Origin of the sequence: Mangrovibacter phragmitis (assembly GCF_001655675.1) — a bacterium.
In the GTDB taxonomy this organism is placed as follows: domain Bacteria; phylum Pseudomonadota; class Gammaproteobacteria; order Enterobacterales; family Enterobacteriaceae; genus Mangrovibacter; species Mangrovibacter phragmitis.
Map to the genome: position 1 here is coordinate 783,400 of NZ_LYRP01000001.1, position 19,219 is coordinate 802,618.

At 55.0% G+C, this 19,219-nt stretch carries 19 protein-coding genes and 1 riboswitch; of the genes, 2 read left to right on the forward strand and 17 right to left on the reverse strand.

The features are described from left to right. Genes A9B99_RS03640 through A9B99_RS03700 form a run of 13 tightly spaced genes read right to left on the reverse strand, consistent with a single transcriptional unit; the run spans position 1 to position 10,413 of the window. Positions 1–270 carry a CbiQ family ECF transporter T component gene (locus A9B99_RS03640; protein ID WP_064594698.1) on the reverse strand — a complete coding sequence of 90 codons (270 nt, stop codon included), beginning with the start codon at positions 268–270 and terminating at the stop codon, positions 1–3. Continuing rightward, positions 255–986 carry a cobalt-factor II C(20)-methyltransferase gene (locus A9B99_RS03645; protein WP_064594700.1) on the reverse strand — a complete coding sequence of 244 codons (732 nt, stop codon included), beginning with the start codon at positions 984–986 and terminating at the stop codon, positions 255–257. The genes A9B99_RS03640 and A9B99_RS03645 overlap by 16 nt, the downstream gene beginning before the upstream one ends. Then, positions 983–1,780 (reverse strand): sirohydrochlorin cobaltochelatase, encoded by a 798-nt coding sequence (cbiK, locus tag A9B99_RS03650; RefSeq protein ID WP_064594702.1) that lies wholly within the window; start codon positions 1,778–1,780, stop codon positions 983–985. The genes A9B99_RS03645 and cbiK overlap by 4 nt, the downstream gene beginning before the upstream one ends. Further along, positions 1,777–2,601 carry a cobalt-precorrin-6A reductase gene (locus A9B99_RS03655; protein ID WP_064594704.1) on the reverse strand — a complete coding sequence of 275 codons (825 nt, stop codon included), beginning with the start codon at positions 2,599–2,601 and terminating at the stop codon, positions 1,777–1,779. The genes cbiK and A9B99_RS03655 overlap by 4 nt, the downstream gene beginning before the upstream one ends. After that, a complete protein-coding gene (locus tag A9B99_RS03660; RefSeq protein WP_064594706.1) occupies positions 2,598–3,323 on the reverse strand; it encodes a precorrin-3B C(17)-methyltransferase in 726 nt (241 codons plus the stop codon). Before A9B99_RS03660 ends, A9B99_RS03655 begins: the two co-directional genes overlap by 4 nt. Then, complete coding sequence (cbiG, locus tag A9B99_RS03665; RefSeq protein ID WP_064594708.1) at positions 3,323–4,378, reverse strand: cobalt-precorrin 5A hydrolase; 1,056 nt, start codon at positions 4,376–4,378, stop codon at positions 3,323–3,325. The genes A9B99_RS03660 and cbiG overlap by 1 nt, the downstream gene beginning before the upstream one ends. Beyond that, a complete protein-coding gene (locus A9B99_RS03670) occupies positions 4,359–5,126 on the reverse strand; it encodes a cobalt-precorrin-4 methyltransferase (protein ID WP_064594710.1) in 768 nt (255 codons plus the stop codon). The genes cbiG and A9B99_RS03670 overlap by 20 nt, the downstream gene beginning before the upstream one ends. After that, positions 5,119–5,688 (reverse strand): decarboxylating cobalt-precorrin-6B (C(15))-methyltransferase, encoded by a 570-nt coding sequence (locus A9B99_RS03675; RefSeq protein ID WP_064594711.1) that lies wholly within the window; start codon positions 5,686–5,688, stop codon positions 5,119–5,121. The genes A9B99_RS03670 and A9B99_RS03675 overlap by 8 nt, the downstream gene beginning before the upstream one ends. Next, positions 5,681–6,283 carry a precorrin-6y C5,15-methyltransferase (decarboxylating) subunit CbiE gene (gene cbiE, locus A9B99_RS03680; protein WP_064594713.1) on the reverse strand — a complete coding sequence of 201 codons (603 nt, stop codon included), beginning with the start codon at positions 6,281–6,283 and terminating at the stop codon, positions 5,681–5,683. Before cbiE ends, A9B99_RS03675 begins: the two co-directional genes overlap by 8 nt. Next, the gene (gene cbiD, locus A9B99_RS03685) at positions 6,280–7,416 is read right to left on the reverse strand and encodes a cobalt-precorrin-5B (C(1))-methyltransferase CbiD (RefSeq protein WP_064594715.1); all 1,137 of its coding nucleotides are present in this window, start codon (positions 7,414–7,416) and stop codon (positions 6,280–6,282) included. Before cbiD ends, cbiE begins: the two co-directional genes overlap by 4 nt. Continuing rightward, positions 7,409–8,044: a cobalt-precorrin-8 methylmutase gene (locus tag A9B99_RS03690; protein WP_064594717.1), complete on the reverse strand. Its 636-nt coding sequence runs from the start codon at positions 8,042–8,044 to the stop codon at positions 7,409–7,411. Before A9B99_RS03690 ends, cbiD begins: the two co-directional genes overlap by 8 nt. Before the next feature lie 15 nt (positions 8,045–8,059). Further along, positions 8,060–9,031 (reverse strand): adenosylcobinamide-phosphate synthase CbiB, encoded by a 972-nt coding sequence (gene cbiB / locus A9B99_RS03695; protein WP_064595515.1) that lies wholly within the window; start codon positions 9,029–9,031, stop codon positions 8,060–8,062. Then, positions 9,031–10,413: a cobyrinate a,c-diamide synthase gene (locus A9B99_RS03700; protein ID WP_064594718.1), complete on the reverse strand. Its 1,383-nt coding sequence runs from the start codon at positions 10,411–10,413 to the stop codon at positions 9,031–9,033. Before A9B99_RS03700 ends, cbiB begins: the two co-directional genes overlap by 1 nt. A gap of 93 nt (positions 10,414–10,506) precedes the next feature. Further along, positions 10,507–10,678, reverse strand: a riboswitch (cobalamin riboswitch). 625 nt (positions 10,679–11,303) lie between these two features. On the opposite strand from A9B99_RS03700, the gene A9B99_RS03705 reads away from it, so the two are divergent. Continuing rightward, positions 11,304–12,167, forward strand: coding sequence for a GHMP family kinase ATP-binding protein (locus A9B99_RS03705; protein ID WP_064595517.1), 864 nt, complete (start codon positions 11,304–11,306; stop codon positions 12,165–12,167). A gap of 108 nt (positions 12,168–12,275) precedes the next feature. Continuing rightward, entirely contained in the window at positions 12,276–13,580 is a 1,305-nt protein-coding gene (gene yjjJ / locus A9B99_RS03710) for a type II toxin-antitoxin system HipA family toxin YjjJ (protein WP_064594720.1), read from the forward strand. Between the two features lie 124 nt (positions 13,581–13,704). On the opposite strand, the gene A9B99_RS03715 is transcribed toward yjjJ, so the two are convergent. The 4 genes from A9B99_RS03715 to A9B99_RS03730 all read right to left on the reverse strand — a co-directional run bounded on the left by A9B99_RS03715 (position 13,705) and on the right by A9B99_RS03730 (position 18,537). Then, complete coding sequence (locus tag A9B99_RS03715; RefSeq protein ID WP_064594722.1) at positions 13,705–14,577, reverse strand: NAD(P)-dependent oxidoreductase; 873 nt, start codon at positions 14,575–14,577, stop codon at positions 13,705–13,707. A gap of 355 nt (positions 14,578–14,932) precedes the next feature. Continuing rightward, positions 14,933–16,945, reverse strand: coding sequence for a methyl-accepting chemotaxis protein (locus A9B99_RS03720; protein ID WP_064594724.1), 2,013 nt, complete (start codon positions 16,943–16,945; stop codon positions 14,933–14,935). Between the two features lie 220 nt (positions 16,946–17,165). Then, positions 17,166–17,912 (reverse strand): alpha/beta fold hydrolase, encoded by a 747-nt coding sequence (locus A9B99_RS03725; protein ID WP_064594726.1) that lies wholly within the window; start codon positions 17,910–17,912, stop codon positions 17,166–17,168. 109 nt (positions 17,913–18,021) lie between these two features. Continuing rightward, the gene (locus A9B99_RS03730; RefSeq protein ID WP_064594728.1) at positions 18,022–18,537 is read right to left on the reverse strand and encodes a hypothetical protein; all 516 of its coding nucleotides are present in this window, start codon (positions 18,535–18,537) and stop codon (positions 18,022–18,024) included. Positions 18,538–19,219: the final 682 nt, after the last annotated feature.

Below are 19,219 nucleotides of genomic sequence, written 5' to 3' on the forward strand. Positions count from 1 at the left end.
TTAACCGCCACAGACGGGTGCCGGGTAAAAATCCCCCTGGCGTAATGTCATATCCAGTGCGGTTGTCATTTGCTGGTCACACCGCATCGCCAGGTTGAATAACAATGAAACCCCGATTGCCAAAAAACGGCAGACACAAGGGACGTTACGATACCCAAACCGTAATGTCTGCGCACGGTAAATTGCCGCGGGTTCGTTCTGCAGAATAAAAATACAGCGCCAGGCAAGTGCCGGACCACTAAAAGGCCGCCGTTTTACCTGTTGCTCCATGATTCACTCCTGATATCCCATTGCTTATTGACCAGAATGGTCGAAAAGTAGGGAAGCGGTTCATCGTCCGGCACCGCAGACAAATCACGCCAGCTACGCTCACCTGGCAAGGTGGCTTCGGCCATCATCACTGCATGGTCAATAACACCGCAGGACTGCAACAGCGCTTTCATTGCCGGAAAACGCCCGTAGACCTTCATCATTACCACGCAATCGTGGTTATTCAGGGTAGTGCGCAGGTGTTGTTCGCTGTCGGAACAGGCAACAACGGCCAGTGACTGCTGGTCCATTGCCAGCGGCAGCGCGGCGGCAGACGCAATGGCTGAAAACGAGGTCACGCCCGGAACAATTTCCAGCCAGTCCGGGCGGCCAAGGCGTGCCAGTAACCACACCCAGGTGCTGAACAACATGGCGTCGCCCAGGGTAATAAACCCTACTTGTTTGCCCGCCTGCGCTTCGCGAGCCAGCGTGCCAGCCACTTCATCCCAAACCGCTGCTTTGGCATCGTTATCTGCACTCATCGGGAAATGGCAGGTGTGCACTTCGGTGGTTTCACTCAGCCAGGGGCGCACAATACTTAGCGCCAGGCTGTCTGCGCCTTTACGCCCGGCCGGAGCATACAGGCAATCCAGCCTGCCAAGAATGCGCGTTGCCCGTACCGTCATCAGGTCGCTGGCACCAGGGCCGGTGCTAATGGCATATAACCGCCCACTCATGCCGCCACCTCCTGGGTACCCGCCGCCAGCGCCTGCTGCAAATGGGTAACAAACTGGCTGCGGATCGCCGGGTTTTCCCCCAGCCCTTGCAGGCACACTTGTGCTGGAATGCCTGCCGCGGCAAAACAACTTTTCCATGAATCGGGTGCATCGGAAGCCATATCGTTAATGGCGTGGTCACCGGCCACCAGCATTAGCGGCATCAGAACCACCCTGCGTACCCCCTGCTGTTGCATGCTGTGAACCAGTTGCCCCACTTCCGGGTAACTTTCCACCGCGCCAACCCGGGCAGGGAAATGGCAGGCCTGCATCATATGATCAAGGCAGGCATAAGCCGCAAACGCATGGTGGCTGGCACCGTGCCCCATAAACACCACTTGTTCGTCGTCCGCTAATGGCGGCATCTGGCTGCGCAGTGCCGCCATCAGTTGCTGGTAATCTTCAAAGGTGCTGAGCAGTGGCGAGCCAAGCACCAGTCGTGCGAAATGCCCCTGCCACAGAGCGGTATCCCGCACCACTTTTTCGTACTCGTCGCCATTAATAATATGCAGCGACTGAATGGCGACATCCTGGTAGCCTTGTTCCGCCAGTTGCTGCAAGGCCTGCGCGGGTGACGGTATCACCAGCCCGTCGCGCCTCGCCAGTTTGCGGATAATCATGCCGGAGGTAAAAGCGCGTAACAGCGTGCGGTCCGGGCAACAGGCCGCCAGCGCCTGTTCACAGGCAACAATATTTTTTTCCAGTGTATCTGGGTAGCTGGTGCCAAAACTCACCACCAGTAATGCTTTTTTCATACTGTTGTTCTCCTGTTACTGAGCGCACTGGGTTGCGGGTTAACGGGTGATGCCAGCCAGCCCTGCAGCTTGCGGGTAAATGCTTCCGGCCCGTCCAGCACCAGGGCTTCCGGCACCATTTCCCGTGGCCGCGTCACCACAATGCAGGGAATGGCGGCCTGAAGAGCCGGTACAATTTTGTCGAGGTAGCCGCCCTGAATGCCAGACTCTTTGGTAATTACCACATCGGGTGCGCAAAACTGATACAACGCCTGGTTAAAGGCTGCGTCGAACGGGCCTTTCAGGGCAAAAATATTCTCCGGGCCAAGCCCCAGTTGCTCACACTGTTCAATGACAGAAGCCACGGGAAGAACACGCACCAGCAGGTGTTTGCCCGGCAACCCTGCCTGCCAGCGGGCCAGGTCTTTACTGCCTGTGGTTAACAACACGCGCGGGCCAAGCGCACCGGCAACACCACAGGCTTGTTCAATATTTGCCACCTTGTGTAATAACGGGTGAGAAACGCAATCCAGCTGGCTGGGGCGGCGATAACGGCTGTAGGCGATACCGGTTTGCTGGCAGGCCAGCCAGGCATTACGGCTGATTTCCTGGGCATAGGGATGGGTGGCATCAACCAGCCAGTTAACCCTGCGGCTTGCAAGTAATTCAGCCAGTTGCCCGGCATCCAGCCGCCCGCACAACACGGAACCTGCGCGCACCGAAGCCAGCCGGGCTCCGGCCTCCGTCGCGACAGACAGAGTGTAAGGCACCGCCGCCATTTCCAGTTGCTGGCAAATCGGCGTGGCATCGCTGGTGCCGCCCAGAACCAGGACATGGTTCACAGGCGGTAACCCCGCGGGGTTATCATCAGCCCGTCTTTGACATAGGTAGTGGCATTCCCCACCACCACCAGGCTGGTCATATCGACAGGGGCGTAATCCATATCCGCAAGGGTTGTCAGCCATTTTTCTTCTTTCTTGCGCCCGGCGGCCTTCACCACCCCAACCGGTGTGGCCGGGTTTTTCACCGTCATCAGCAAATCAAAGGCGCGCGCCAGGTGGCCCTCACGCCCGCGGCTGCGCGGGTTATAAAAGCAAATCACAAAATCGGCTTCCCCGGCAGCAATAATGCGTTTTTCAATCACGGGCCAGGGCGTGAGTAAATCGCTCAGGCTGATATGGCAAAAGTCGTGCATCAGGGGCGCGCCGAGCAACGCAGCCGCCGCAATGCTGGCAGTCATTCCGGGCACTACCCGCACTTCAATACCGGCCTGTTGCTGGCTCACCAGCTCTAAAATCAGGCCAGCCATTCCGTAAATACCGGCATCACCGCTACTGACCAGAGCCACATTATGGCCTGCTTTGGCAAGGTCAATTGCCGTTTGGCAGCGCTCGATTTCTTTGCACATACCGGTTTTAATTACCTGTTTATCGCCAGTAAACGCTTTCACCAGGTGGGTGTAGGTTTTGTAGCCAACGATAATATCTGCCGCCGCCAGCGCTTCAGTGGCTTCGACGGTCATCATGGCCTGGGAACCCGGCCCTATTCCGATTACGGTTAACATCAGTGTACAACCCCTAAAGTCAGGGTAACGCCTTGTTCACGCAAGGTTTCCCCCAGTAAATGACCACCACTCATCAGCCAGGCGACCGGGCCGGAAACACTGCCAACGCCCGCGACTTCGCGCACAAACGCCGAAACAGGGAAATGCGCTTCGCCAGGTTGTAGTTCGCTTGCGGAAAAAATTTCAAACGGCACCTGGTAACATTGCGCAAGTGCCTGCAGGCCGGGTTCGTCCTGTTTCAAATCGATACTGCCAATAGCCCGTAATGCGAGTGAATCCAGGCGGCGGGCCTGCAACTGTTCAGCCAACAGCTTGTGCAGCACAGTGAAAGGCGTATTCCGGCGGCAACCAATACCCGCGACAATGCGGCGGGGAACCAGTTTAAAGACCGGGCAGTTAACTTCTGGCAGCCTGGCGCGCAGCGTGACACACACCAGCGCATCGAGCCGGGGTAACGCGCTAAGCTCGGCCACGTTGATAAACCCGTCAGTGGTCACCTGGTGCTGTTGGCTGGCAAAGTCATCATCCCACCACAGCCCCACCTGCTGCCCGCTGACCAACATTTGGTTGATGGTTTTTACTCCATCACGCAGGTTTTCCATCCTGGCGTCCAGTTGGCTTGCCAGGGTATCAAGAGCCGCCAGGCCATTCACATCTGTTGCCGTGGTAATGACCGGGTCTGCGCCCAGTACACCAGCCAGGTAGCAGGCCAGAGCATTCGCTCCGCCCATATGCCCGGAAAGCAGGCTAATCACATGCTGGCCGCGCTCATCAATCACCACGACCGCCGGGTCAGACATTTTGTCTTGCAGCAGTGGCGCTATCATGCGCACCGCAATGCCTGTCGCACCAATAAAAATCAATGCGGAATGCACCGGGAACGCGTCTTTTACAGTTTGAGCAAAACTGCCCATAAACGGGCGAAACCCTTTTTTCAGTAGCGGCTCACTGGTAAAGCAGGTTACTGGCAATACAGCCCGCAGCCGTTCTGCCAGTGCCACGCCACCTGGCGTCAGGCAGAACAACACCAGGGATTCAGGCCTGACGGTATTCATGGCTAAACCCGGCATCATAAAGTTTGGAGTAATGGTATTCCTCGCCCAGAAACGCCCCCACCAGTATCAGTGCGGTTTTGCGTATTCCGGCGGCCCTCACCTTTTCGCTGATATCCGCCAGCGTCCCCCGCACTACCCGGCGCTCCGGCCAGGTGGCTTTGTACACCACCGCCACTGGGGTTTGTGGTGGGTAACCGCCTGCTGTCAGGCGTTCTGCCACCCGGTTAATTCGCTGCACGGACAAAAAAATCGCCATGGATGTCTGGTGCGCGGCAAAACTCTCCAGTTGCTCTTTCTCCGGCACGGGTGTGCGCCCTTCCAGGCGAGTGATTATCAGGCTCTGGGAAACTTCCGGTACGGTGTATTCCACGCCGAGATCCGCGGCGGCCCCCAAAAAGGCACTGACTCCCGGCACCACTTGCCAGCTAATGCCCCGCGCAGACAGCATTTCCCCCTGCTCACGCACCGAGCCATAGAGCGATAAATCCCCGGTTTGCAGGCGCACCACACACTTGCCATTGCGCACACCGTCTGCCATCAGGCCAATAATGGCTTCCAGCGCCAGGCTTGCGCTGTCGTGGCATTGCGCCTGAGGGCACCACTCAAGCAGTTCCGTATTAATTAACGAACCTGCATAAATGACGATATCGGCCCGCTGTAACAGCCGGTAGCCCTTCAGCGTAATCAGCTCTTTGTCGCCGGGGCCTGCGCCAACAAACCAGACGCCCGGAAATACCGGTTCAGCCATGGTTGCCCTCCTTCAGGCAGGAAATCACAAAGGTTGGGTTGTTCGGTTTGAAATAGTGCCCTTCTCCCAGCGCCACCATGGATGACGCCTGGAGCTGAACACACTCCAGCGCACAGACGGGCAGGCTGCCAAGCAGTGTGAGCGCCTGCATCAGGTTCTCATGCAGAATAAAAGTCATGACCAGGCGACCACCGGGAACTAAATGCTCCAGCGACCAGTGCAGCAATGCCGACAGTTGCCCGCCACTGCCGCCAATAAAAATGGCATCGACCTGTAAATCGCAATTAACCGGGGCCTGTGCTGCTATAACCTGCACATTTTCGCAACCGAAATGGCTGCGGTTGGTGTGTAACAACGCCAGCGCCGCCGCATCCCGTTCAATAGCAATCACCTGTAGTCCAGGCCAGGTTACCGCGGCTTCCAGCGATACACTGCCGGTGCCTGCGCCCACGTCCATAAAGGTTTCAGCACTGTGCAGTTGCAGGCGGGAGAGGACCAGCGCCCGCACCGGCTCTTTGGTCATGGGTACGCGCTCACCGCGTAAAAAATGGGCATCATTCATTGAGGATCACCACAACATTCATATCAAAGTCTCCGGTTACCACGGATGCGGGCAACCGCCGGATACGCTCATTCTCCAGCGAGAGGTTTTCACCAATGATCATGGTGCGCTGCCCAGCGCCCCATGCCACCAGGTGCCGGGCGATTTGCGCCGGGCCATTGTTGCGGTCTGTCACCAGGGCCACTTTGTTGTGGCGCAGCAGGTTTTCGTAATCCACTTCCCGCCCGTGGCTGCTGGTCAGCCAGATATCGTTCATGTCCACTCCAGCTTTGGCACACAGATACTGCATGGCGCTTACTCCGGGGATCACATCAATATTTTCACGCCCAAAATGGTCGCACAGGCGTTTACCAATCCCGAACAGCATTGGGTCTCCAGACGCGAGCAGCACGATATCCTGCTGCTGCACGCCTTCCAGCCACGCCACCAAAGCGGCGATATCTGCCGTGAGCAGGTGTGTTTCGCCTTCAAATGCTTCAAACAATTTGAGATGCCGCCTGCCGCCAACCAGCACACCGGCGCAGGCGATGGCCTGGCGAGCCTGTTGTGTCAGCAATGCAAGGTTACCAGGCCCAATGCCCACGACAGTAATCACTGGAATGCCTCCTGAATCACCGCCAGCGGGCGGCTGCAGCCAAGCAGTTGTTGTTCAAATGAGAAAAGAATGGCGTCGCACTGTGGGGGAGATTGTGTGAAGCGCAACATTTCCTGGACACGGGCACAAACCCGTTGTGCCAGCTCAGGGTAAATCCGTGCGTAACCCGCGCGGCCAATCAGTGGCAGTGCAGCTTCTGTGGTGTCGCATTCACTGACTGCGCGCAACAACGCCAGGGGCGCACCCATCAGCGCCAGGTGGGCGACCAGCACTTCCATGCGGGCATCTGCAATATGGCTGTGAGTATGAAAAATACCGGCGGCGACTTTAATCAACTTGCCCGGGTGCCCGACCAGCAACACGCGTTTAAACCCCAGCCGCACGGTTTCCTGGACCATATAGCCCACAAAGTTGCTCATGGTGACCACCATAGCCGGGTCAAGGTGCAGGCTTTCCCGTACAAAACGCTCACCGTGGTTACCCGGCACCAGAATGACATTTTCCCGGCCTTCCGCGCGTTTCTGCTCCAGCTCAATCACCAGCGCCCGTTTCCAGCTCTCTTCAGACATTGGCGTCACAATACCCGTCGTGCCGATAATGGAAATGCCCCCCAGAATGCCGAGCCGGGCATTCATGGTTTTTTTTGCCCGGTCTTCCCCTTCCGGTGCGAAAATTTCGACTTCTGCCCCACGTTGCGGCCCAATCACTTCACGCACCGCGGCTTCTATGGTTTGCCGGGGCGTGCGGTTAATGGCCGGTTCCCCTGGCGCCAGGCCAGTTCCCGGGCGGGTGACCACGCCGATGCCTGCGCCGCCTTGCAGCGTGATAGCCCCCGAGTCATTCAGGCGAACCCTGGCAAAAATCAGCATGCCGTGGGTGGCATCGACATCATCGCCCCCGTCTTTACGAATGGCGGCGGTGGCCTGCTGGCCTTCAATTACCGGTAATTCCACGTTCAAATGCAGGGTGATGCCAGACGGCGTGGTAATAGAAACCTGGTTAATTACCTGCTGGCGCAACACCATTAACGCAGCAACCCGGGCGGCGGCGGTTGCGCAGGAGCCGGTGGTATAGCCTTTACGCAAGGCTTTGCCGTTGTGCCAGACGGTACCGGCGAGGCTGAAATCAGTCATCACCTGCCTCCATGGTGTAAAGCACGGCGTTGACAATAGCCGCAGCCACATTGCTGCCGCCTTTGCGCCCACAGGCAGCAATACCTGGCAGGCCGCTGTCTGTCAGGGCCTGTTTGGATTCAGCCGCGCCGACAAAACCCACCGGTACGCCAATGACGGCGGCAGGTTGTTCACCACTTTCCAGCAGGCGGAATAACGCAGTAGGCGCATTGCCAAAAACAAAGATTTTCTCGCCCGGCATAGCCAGAGCGACATCAACCGCCGCCATTGAGCGGGTAATACCTTTTTGTTTTGCCACTGCCGCCACTTGCGGGTTGCTGATAAAACAGTGGCTGGCAACATGGTGCCGGGCAAGACGGGCCTTGTTGATACCGGCGAGCGCCATGGTGGTGTCGGTAAACAGTGTGCAACCACGGCGCAACGCGGCATCCAGCACCGTAATAATGTGTGGTGAAAACCATAAGGTTTCCAGCCAGTCGAAATCTGCCGTGGTGTGAATCACCCGTTTGATAACCGCTTCCTGGCGTGGGTCACTGCACTGCCAGCCGGGGTGTTCAGCGGCAATTATCTCGCTAATTATCTCGAAGCTACGGCGTTCAATGAGCAAAGGCTGTTGAATGTAATCCATCGGGTTCTCCTGCCATCACACCGTGAGCGTGAAGACGATACGGATAAGGGCAAACAGCACCAGTGCCAGGCCGGAAGCGACCATCAGCATGCGCACGGACGCCGGAATGTCATCCGCGCTTATTTCGCGCAGGTTATCGCCAATCCAGGGTTTTTCTACCCGCTCGCCAAAATAGTTATTTGGCCCGCCAAGGCGCACCCCCAAAGCCCCGGCCACCGCCCCTTCAGACCAGGCGCAATTGGGGCTGCTGTGCTGTTTTCTGTCGCGCCAGCCAATACGCAACGCGTTGAGGCCGTTGAACTGGCTGAGCCAGGCTGCCGCACTGAGCAACAGCCAGCCAATGCGTGCGGGCAGGTAATTGGCTACGTCATCCATACGTGCAGACACCAGGCCGATATCTTTGTAACGCGCGTTTTTGTAACCCACCATGGAATCCAGGGTATTCACGGCCTTGTACGCCATTGCCAGCGGCGCGCCGCCCAGCATCAGGAAAAACAGCGGTGCGATAACCCCATCAACACTGTTTTCCGCCACCGTTTCGACCACTGCCCGGGTAATTTGAGGTGGCTGGAGTTGAGAGGTATCACGCCCGACTATCCAGCTCAGTTTTTCCCGGCTCAGCGGCAAATCCCCCTTGCGCAGCGCCTGCTCAACTTCCCCGGCGCTTTCTGCAAGGCAGCGCCCGGCCAGCAGAGTAAAGATCATCCAGGTATTGACCACCCAGCCAAGCAGCGGATGAACACGTTCTGCCAGAGCCAAAACACCCCAGCTCACACCACCCGTAACCGCAACCACCACCAGCCACATCACACCGCCTCCCCAGCGCAATGCCCGGGGTGAATGGCAAACGCGGCGAACAGCGCGCTGCAGCAGGTTTATCAGGTTGCCCATCCAGCGCACCGGGTGAGGCCAGTGCTGCGGGTCACCCAGCCAGTAATCCAGCAGAGCGGCAACACACCAGGCGGAAAGCCAGGAAAACAGTGACATCATTGCAGGCTCCTGGCGGTAGTGAACCAGCGGTTAAGCATGGCCGGGCTCTGGGCAAAATGGAGGTGCAGGTAACTGGCAAAGGTGTTGCCCTGCTGCCAGCCGCCTTCCCACTGGCGCACCACCTGGCCGTCGCGCACTTTGCGGCACTGTTGGCTGGCGGGCAGTGAAGTGGTGAACTCAGAATAGTGGAATTCATGACCGCGCAGTGTTTCACCTGCCGCGGCGAGCAGAGTGTCGTGGCTGGCAGTTGCTTCGCAATACCCAAACCTTTTCAGCTGGTTACCCATGGTACTGTGCCCTGCCAGCACGCCGCACATGGAGTGCGTTTGCCCTTCGGCATCTGCCAGTGAATCCCCCAGGTACATTAACCCACCGCACTCGGCATACACCGGCACACCGCGTGCCGAGAATTGTTTAACGGAAGCCCGCATGGCGCCATTCGCCGCCAGTTGGCTGGCAAACATTTCCGGGTAGCCGCCCCCCAGCCACAGCATGTCGCAGGCTGGCACTTGTGTGTCTGCCAGCGGGCTGAATGGCACCAGCCGGACACCGGCCTGTTCAAGCATGTCGAGGTTATCCTGGTAGTAAAAATGAAAGGCATCATCCTGCGCGATAGCCATGCTCAGCCCGCCAGCCAGTGCCGGGTTGGGGAGTGGTAGAGTGGCTACGGACAGGTTGCGCAGAGGCTGGCAACAGTTGAGCAGCGCCGGGAGATTAACTGTTTTTTCCAGCACGGCAGCCAGTTGCTGCCAGGGTGCCTGGTTAATTGCTTTGCCCGTTGCGCCCACTAATCCAAGATGGCGGGATGGCAGGTGGAGTTCAGGCAGTTCAGGGACATAACCCAGCACCGGAACGCGGCAATAGCGGCCAAGCGCGGCACAGAGTTGGCGGAAGTGATTATCAGTATTGACCCGGTTGATAATGACCCCGGCAATATTGACACCCGGTGCAAAATCGCAAAAGCCATTGAGGGTTGCCGCCAGGGAAGTGGATACGCCTTTGCCGTCCATCAGCAGAATGACAGGCACACCCAGCAAACGCGCCATACCGGCGGTTGAGGCGCAAAACGGGTCAAGGCCCAGGCCATCGAACAGGCCCATAACCCCTTCAATCACCCCCAGTGAGGTGGTTTCCATAGCCCGGCTGAACAATGCCCGAACGGTATTATCCGGCAGCATCCAGTTATCCAGGTTACGTGATTTGCGACCAGCAATAGCGCTATGCCAGGTGGTATCGAGGTAGTCCGGGCCGACTTTGAATGGTTGGGGAGCAAAGCCTTGTTGCCGCAAAAGTGCCAGCAAGCCAAGGGTTAGAGTGGTTTTACCACAACCGCTTGAAGTGCCTGCCAGAATGAATGCCTGTTTTGCGCCTGTGGCCATTTTTACTTCCTTTTTGGCGGAAAATGGGCGCAACAAGCCAGGCGCATTCCCTTCAGGGCAATACGAGGCTGCAGACGCCCTTCCCTCCGAAGGTGTCATTTGCATCATCAGGCCGGTCTTCTGGCTTAGCGTCTTTCTTGCCCGCCCTTCCCAATCAGTTGATCAGTGGTATTGCGGGGTCGTCAGCATCACAGCAGCGGGGGCTGCGAGGGGTTTGCACCCTCTTCCCTACCTGTCAGGTAAAACCTGATGATGTCGGTTAAACTTTTTCGTGTCGCACTTTTTCTGTGTACTGCACCCGTTTTATGCACTGGGGTGCAGTGTGCAGGCTCAGCACCATAATGCAACCACACTTCACTCTGGTAAATATCTACCGGGAATGTGCTTTTTTACTGTCACTGACTATATGCCACTGAAAAAATAACTACTGATGCAGTTTACGGCCGGAATAACAAATAATTGTTGAGCTATAACAAATTATTGCCAGTTCCGTCAGACATATCTCAATCACAATAAGCACTTAACCAGAAAAACTCTGCCAGGCAGGCAACAAAATATTGCTGCCCGGTAAACTAAACCCTGCGTAGTCCACTCAGATATTTTCCGGGAAATAATAGGGAAAGTACAATGCCATGCCACCCGCATAAAACGACTATTGTGCCGGGTATTAGCGCTGCATATTTACTGAATACCGGTTAATCTGCATCTTTTATTGTGAGTGAGCGAAACATTGTGGTGTAAGCAGATAAGTTTGTCGGCATACTTTGCAAAAAATTGAGTTTGCGAAAAGCCAACGCGTAGCGCAATGCTGGCTATGCCCCCGTCACTATGGCGCTGCATTTTTGCATGTTCCATACAGTGGCTGGCCGCACCACACCAGGGAGACGAAACTGGCCGAAGCACGCTGCCCTGCCTCTTGCGGGGAACTCCTGCAGGGCTGGATCCTGGGAGGTGAAAAACTGGTGTCCTGCCCGGTAGACTGGTTCAGTACTGTCTGTGTGACAGACGGTAAGCCCCTGCCTGCTGAACGCCCACTCATGCGTGCCGCGCTGGGTGCTGTGTTGCGTTATGCCGGAGCCCCGCTACAGCGGGCAAACACGCTGCGCATAACATTCGACTCCACTATTCCGCTGGCAAAAGGCATGGCAAGCAGCACGGCAGATATTGCCGCGACAGCAGTTGCCACCGCCCGCCACCTGGCAATCCCCCTGCCCGTAGAAGCACTGGCGGCTCTGTGTGTGAGCCTGGAGCCCACCGACAGCACCCTGTTTCCCGGCCTGACCCTGTTTGACCACCTCACCGGCAAAACTACTGTGCCTTGTGGCGGCTTACCGGGCTGCGAGATCTTACTGCTGGAAAGCCCTGACCAGCTGCGTACGGCAGATTTCCACCAGCGCGACCTGCGCGCAATTTTGCAGGAAAGCGCCCCGCAACTGAACCGCGCCTGGCACCTGTTGCAGCAGGCCTGCAAAACCAATAACCCCTGGCTACTGGGCGAGGCCACTACACTGAGCGCAGTTGCCAGTCAGCAATTCCTGGCAAAGCCCGGCTTCGACACACTGCGCAACATTGTGGAAAGCAATAATCTCTACGGCATCAACGTGGCCCATAGCGGCTCGGTCGTGGGTTTATTACTGGACAGCCACCACCATGATGTAGAAAAAGTCACCTGGCAGATTGCCCACCATGCGGCACTGGCTTACCACTGGCCACGGCACTATTTGCTGCGCCTGATTGCAGGCGGCGTGGAGTAGTGCTGGGAAAGTAGCAGCTGACAATTCGGTTGCCAGACGCCTTATCCACCCCTATATTTATCTATTCAAATATCTATTCATTTATCTATTCACTTAGTGGTTAACACGATGCCCGTCAGTTCCGAAGAATTACGCCGGTTGCTCAGCCAGGGGCCAGCAACAACAAGGCAACTTACTGAAAAATTGGGGGTTAGCCAGCCAACCTTGTCCCGCGCGCTAAAAAAGCTGGGTGACGAAATCGTGCGCACAGGTGCCGGGCCATCTATTCAAAATACCCTGCGCGATAACCACCGGGGATTCAGTGCCGCCCCTATTTACCGCATTACCGAAGAAGGCCAGGTAAAAAAGCTGGGTGAACTTATCCCTGTTTACCCGGACGGATTTGTGATGGTGCAAACCAATAACGCCAGCATTCATAGCGATGGTTTACCCTGGTGGTTGTTCGACATGCGCCCACAGGGGTACCTCGGGCGGGCGCTGGCAACGGTATGGGCTCCCAGGCTCGGTCTGGACACCAACCCGGAACAATGGGCCGATGCAGATGTTGTGCGGGCGTTACTGATGTACGGGCACGATGCCACAGGCAACCTGCTTATTGGGGAACGGGCCAGAACCCATTTTCTGGAAATGCCCGCGCCCACGCCGGTTGAACGCGCAACAATGTTCCCGGTACTGGCAAAAGCGGCTGGTGCGGGTGAAACCCCTGGGTCATCTGCCGGAGGTGAGCAACCGAAGTTCTGTACCTTTACAGAGCGGGGGCATGTGTTAGTGAAGTTCTCGGCACCAGACGACAACCCGGTGAGCGAGCGCTGGCGTGACCTGCTACTGGCTGAACACCTGGCGCTGGGCGTGCTGGGTGTGCAAACAGAGGTATTTGATTTTGCCGGGCAGCGGTTTCTGGAGATCCCCCGTTTCGACCGGGTTGGGCAACTGGGCCGGGTTGGCGTTATTTCACTGCGGGCGCTGGATGCGGAGTTTGTTGGTAAAGCCAGCTCCCCCTGGCCCGTACTGGTCGAAAACCTGGTGAATGCGGGGTATGTACACCCGGAAGCGCTCCCTGCCACCGCCCGGTTGTGGGCATTCGGCAAGCTGACTGGCAACACAGATATGCATAACGGCAACCTGTCGTTTGTCAGCAGCCATGGGCGCCCGTATCAACTGGCTCCGGCATACGACGTTCTGCCCATGGGGTTCGCCCCCAAAGCAGGAGGCGCGCTGGCAAACGAACTCAGGCCGGTGGCACTTTCAGATGTGGTTACTGCCGATACCTGGCGGGAAGCCCTGGCGCTGGCAGAAAAATTTCTGGCCGAAGCCCGTTGTTGCCCGGGCTTTTCCGCAAACTTTGCCCCCTGCATTGCGGCCTTACACCACCATATTGGTGAAGCAAAGGAGCGCATTGCCCGGCTGGGGTAAACCGCTGGCTGTGTAAGGTTGCCCGGCGAGATCTGCCCACCTGAACCAACATGGCGAACGCCCACAGGCAACCCTTACAGCAGCAAATGCCCTGCCCCGGCTGGCAGGGGTTCAGGCTTGTGTATCAGGCATGTGTTTTTTGCAGAAACGCGTACACTGCGGCCAGGTCCTGCCCGCCATACCCGGCATCAACGGCCTGTTGCCACAAAGACGCAATGTTTTCCAGCCCCGGCATTGCCACCCCGGGCGCGGCCTGTAGCGCCAGCCGGGCATCTTTCAGCGCCAGGCTGAGCTGCATTTGCGGTGTGTAATCACCACTGGCAATCATGTTCAACTTCCCTTTGGCATAAGGTGCAGCCAGCGGACCGCCTTCCAGCACCTGCCACAAATCGTCTGTGGAGAACCCCAGTTGTTTTGCCAGGCTCATGGTATCTGCCAGGCTTTGCATCATGCCTATCAGCCAACTGTTGACCACCAGCTTCATGCGTGAACTGGCTCCGGCTTCGCCCAGCCATTGTTGCTGCTTACCAATGGCAGCAAATACCTGCTCTGCCGCCTGTGCCTTACTGCGATCACCACTTGCCATCACCAAAATTTGGGCGTTCTCCGCCGGGGCTTTAGTGCCAGACACCGGCGCATCCACAAACACCACATCCGGCCTTACCCGAGCTAACTGGTAAATCAGCTTTTCGGTTGCCGCCACACCAATCGTGCCCATCTGGCACAATACCGCGCCGGGTTTCATGGCAGAAAATACAGGTTCCAGCACATTGTGCGTTGTGTCGCCATCAGTTAATACACTCAGCACGACATCTGCGCCTTCTGCCGCCTGCTGCGCCGTGTTGCACAGCACCAACCCGGTATTCACCAAATCTTCGCCACGGCTGGGTGAACGGTTCCAGCCACGCACGGTGAAGCCATTTTTTAACAAATTTGCGGCAAAAGCATGCCCCATAGCCCCAAGGCCGATAACAGTTACCACTGGCAATTGCGCCATAATTCCTCCTCTCCGCCTCTGTACCAGAACCGGGATAGCTGAAGATTAATGATTGGGTTATCTACTGCCCGGTATCATACGAAATAATGGGCAAGCAAAGGCCAAAAACATGAATTTCAATAAAAAATAAAATACAGCAATATTTGCTGATATATAAAAACATGCCTGGGGGCTGTGCAAAGAAACAGACAGACAGACTGGCTATTTACCTGCTGAATAGCGGAGGGAGAAAAGCGGGTTAATACGGAAAGATGGCTAAATATTTTCTGTGTGCATACCGGTGCCAGATACACATCACTCTGGTTGTTCAAAGGCCCGACATGTTGCTTGCCGGGCCTTTGGGGTAAGACAAGAATCAGTGTTTGTTAGCTGAGGTTATTCTGGCTACCGAATTACCCGGCAAACCGGAAACCGGCAAGGATGCCAGTGAGCCAGGTTCACTCTCTTGTTCAGCAAAATGGTCTACTGCGTTTCTGAGGACCGCAGCCTGGTTTTCCAGCGACTGAGCCAGCGTTGAGATCTGCTGAACCAGTTGATAGTTTTGCTGCGTAACGCCATCCATTTCATTAACAGCGATAGTGACCTGACTTATTCCTTTGGCCTGCTCATCAGATGCGTTCGCAATTTCATCGATAATATTCTGCACCGATTTCACGGCAGAGGTAATGCTCTGCATGGTTTCACCAGCCTTACCTGCCAGCGTTACCCCATTTCCCACGCGCTCAGTGGATTCCTGAATCAGCGAAGCAATATCTTTTACTGCACTGGCGCTGCGCTGGGCAAGGCTGCGCACCTCTGAAGCCACAACCGCAAACCCCCGGCCTTGTTCACCGGCTCTGGCCGCTTCCACAGCCGCATTCAGGGCAAGGATATTGGTCTGGAATGCAATACTGTTAATGATATTAGTAATTTCACTAATTTTCCGGGAGCTTTCGTCAATCTGGTTCATAGTGTGAATAATTTCACCAACCAGCGCTTCACCCTTAGAGGCGATATCGTTGGCATTATTGGTGAGCAATGTCGCCTGATGAGTATTATTCGCGTTATGTTTCACTGTAGCCGTGATCTGCTCCATGCTGGCTGCTGTTTGTTCTAATGCCGAGGCCTGTTCTTCGGTACGTGAAGCCAGATTAATATTGCCACTGGAAATCTCGTGGGCACCATCATGAACGGCATTACTGGCCTCTTTGATATTAGCGACAACGCCTTTCAGCCTGGCTTGCATGGTATTAAGTGCAAAGAACAGGCTGCCTGTGTCCTTACTGTTCACAGAAATGCGGTTGCGTAAATTTCCGTCGGCGACTGACAAAGCAATAGCGGCTGCTTCTGCCGGTTCCCCACCCAAAGGTTTGAGCACTTTCCGGCTGAAAATCATCCCCAGCACCGCACTGACCACAACAATACTGATAACCATTAAGATCAGCGCCTGGATCAGTTGACTGTGCGCTGCGGCCATGACACTACTGACCGGAGCAACAATGCCCAACGACCAGTGTTCGTTGCTGTTACCTATTTTAACGGGGGCCCAGACAACATACGCATCCTCTTTCAAAAAGCTGTCGTAACGCTCGGACAGTACGGATGAAAAGGTGTCGCTCTTTTCAGGCCAGTCTTTACCTGCCAGTGCCTTGTCAGGGCTGGCTACCACCTTATTTTTGCTGGAAACCAGCACCGCATAACCCACACCATGCCAGGGCTTGATTTTATTGACTTCGGCCTGGAGCGAGGCCAGTGAGATATCAGAGGTGACCACGCCCCACAGTTTGCCATCTAATTGTATGGGAGACGCCACAGAAGTGAGCATTGTTGGTACGCCGTTATATGCATAGTTATAAGGCTCAATCAACGTATCTTTGCGGCTCGCCTGAGGAACCAGGTAATAATCCCCTTGCCCCGGTGTAAGGTAGGAGAGTAGCGGACTCATGTGATATTTTCCCTGCCCCGCATGTTCCACAAACCAGGCAAACCGGCCTTCTGGCGGCTGCCCCGGTTTTCCGGCAAATTCCGCATCTTTTCCATCAAATGCATTGCGTTCAAAAATAACTGAAATTGATAAATAGTCCGGGTTATCTCTAAGGGCATATTCCATTATTTTACTTGCAGTATCACGGTCTTTAACACCGGCGACAGACAACCCAACCAGAGATACTCCCAGGTTATGTGCCACATCCCGGTCGTAACTGAGTTTTTGCTGTATTTTCCCCGCCTGGTTACTGGCAATCTCGGTTAAATAACTGACCGCTAACTTCTTTTGCTCACGGCTTGATTGCCAGCTAAGCACACCAATAGTCACTGCAAAGCCAAGTATGATAACCAATGACCCACTCAGGATCATGAGCGCACGCGTACTCATTTTATTTTTTTTCATTGCACAGTACTCCTGGTCACTGATGGAGAAAACACATACCCGCAGACAGGTGTAATGTTTATCGTCCTTTTTTCTCCCGACTTTAAATAAAACCAGAGGAACTGTGGCGTGGCTGCAGGTGTTCTCATGGCAGTCATTATTTTTATTCCGCCAGAGACAATCACTATGCAAATGTTTTGTAGGGCATGCAGGCACATGCCAAAAATGGTTTTAGCGAATATTAACGGCAGAACATGGCTAACGCCCCTGCCAGTGCACCCGGGTTTTCCCAGGACATACAATGCCCGCACTGTGGTAACACTACGGTTGGAATACCGGCATCCTGGAGCGTAGTGAAATCATTATCTGGCAAAGAGTGCTCGCCAAAAACCAGTTGTTTCGCCACAGGTAACGCCATAAAGCGTGTAAGCCAGTTACTGCCACTGACCAGGCTGGACGCACCACGCCAGACAGCCCATGGCGCATTTACCGCAAGGCTGCCTGCCCAGGGGCTGTTTTCCTGCTCCACCATCTGCTGCCATGCAGTACTTACAAACTCGCTTTCGCTGTAATGGCAAATTTGCTGGCTGGAGAAGCCACCACCGGGGTGAAAATTGGGTTCAGACACCACCAGGCCGAGCAGGCATTCCCCCAGCTGTTCTGCGGCTTCAATACTGATACTGCCCCCCATGCTGTGCCCGTACACATAGCACCGGGTTAACCCCAAATGCACAACCAGTTCCACCACTACTTTTGCCTGGTCACTAATGGAGTAACTGTAACCCTGTGGTTTTTCGCTGTAACCGCAGCCGGGTAAATCCAGCAGAATGGCGCGCTTGCCGGTAAACATTGGGTCTGCCACCACACGCGGGTATTCATAAGATGATGCGCAGCCCAGGCCATGCACAAAGACCACAGGCACACCGCTGCCTGGCAAATCCTGAAAGCGTACATAGCAGCGCGCTGTAGGAGAATAGAAACCTTGCATGTTGTTAACTTCCTTTATTACGGGCTATTTTTACACCGGGCCACGGTGAAACAGAATTGAGTGAATAACAAAACAGCGGGCCGTAAAAACATGCCCGCTGCCAGTTTGATTAAGCCAGGGCCGGTTCAGTGCTGCGTAATTCCTCCACTAACAGCGCCACCAGTTCATAAAGCAACCCCACCAGCCCGGAGACATGCTCGTCAGTGCTCTCACGCGGTAGTAACAGTAACTGGCTGGCAAGTGTTGCGCAGTAGTGGCACAAGCTCACCGTTTCTGGCTGCCAGCCAGGTTCAGGCAACACAAGTACTGAGTCACCAATGGGTATAGCAGTGGTTGATGCCATAGCCGGATCACTGCCTGCGTTTTGTTGGGTTTTATCCGTTTCATACTCACCTTCAGTGGTATTGCATGATGCAGACATACTCACCAGTAGCTGATAATGCAGGGTATCAAGGTAAGCCAGCAAGCCACGCAGAACCGAGTGAGCAGCCAAAAGGCTTTCGCTGTCCAACAGAATTTCACTGAGCAGTTCACAGCGCTCAGCCAGCGCCAAAGAACCTGGTGTGCCGTGGTTGAGTTCGGTATAAAGAGGAAGGTCATAAAGCGGAGTTTGTAGTTCGTCCATTGCGTATTCCCTGATGAGGCGGTGATATCTTCCTTGCTGTTGGCCTGTTGCATTAAAGCTGACCAGACGATACAAGGCCTGTTAGTTGGGCGCTGTATTCGGGCAATTTATACACGAACAGACAACACCCCGTGATTTACACCTTGTATTTTCAGGACGCCAATCCTGGCAATGCGTTACATTGCCCGGATATAATACTGGACAAAAAAACAGCCTGACAGTACCAAAAGCAGAAAATGCGGCAGAGTACGCAAAGAAAAATCTAACATTGCAAAAATTTTCAGACTGATTAGCGTAGTGGCACAATTACCTCATTGTTTTCATTAAGTTGGCCCCAGCAGTACAGGTTACGCAGTTCCCTATTTGCATCGGGAACTTCATTATCCATTAATTACTTCTCTATTATTCATTTTGTTTACACTGGCCCGCTTAATAGAATTACCCACCAGTTATCAATGGAGAACGGAAGTGGAATGAATGGCATGGACTTAATTGCACGCAGCCAAAGCAAAAATATGGCAAAAAATGATTTAAATCAAAGATGGCTTATTTTTTTAAAATGGAGTATTTCATAATGTAACTCAATAAATGTAGCCCTCCTTAATTCATTATAAACACAATATTAAAAATGAATAATTTCAACTAATTAAAGCAATTATTTTTTTCCAAAAAAATTGCCACT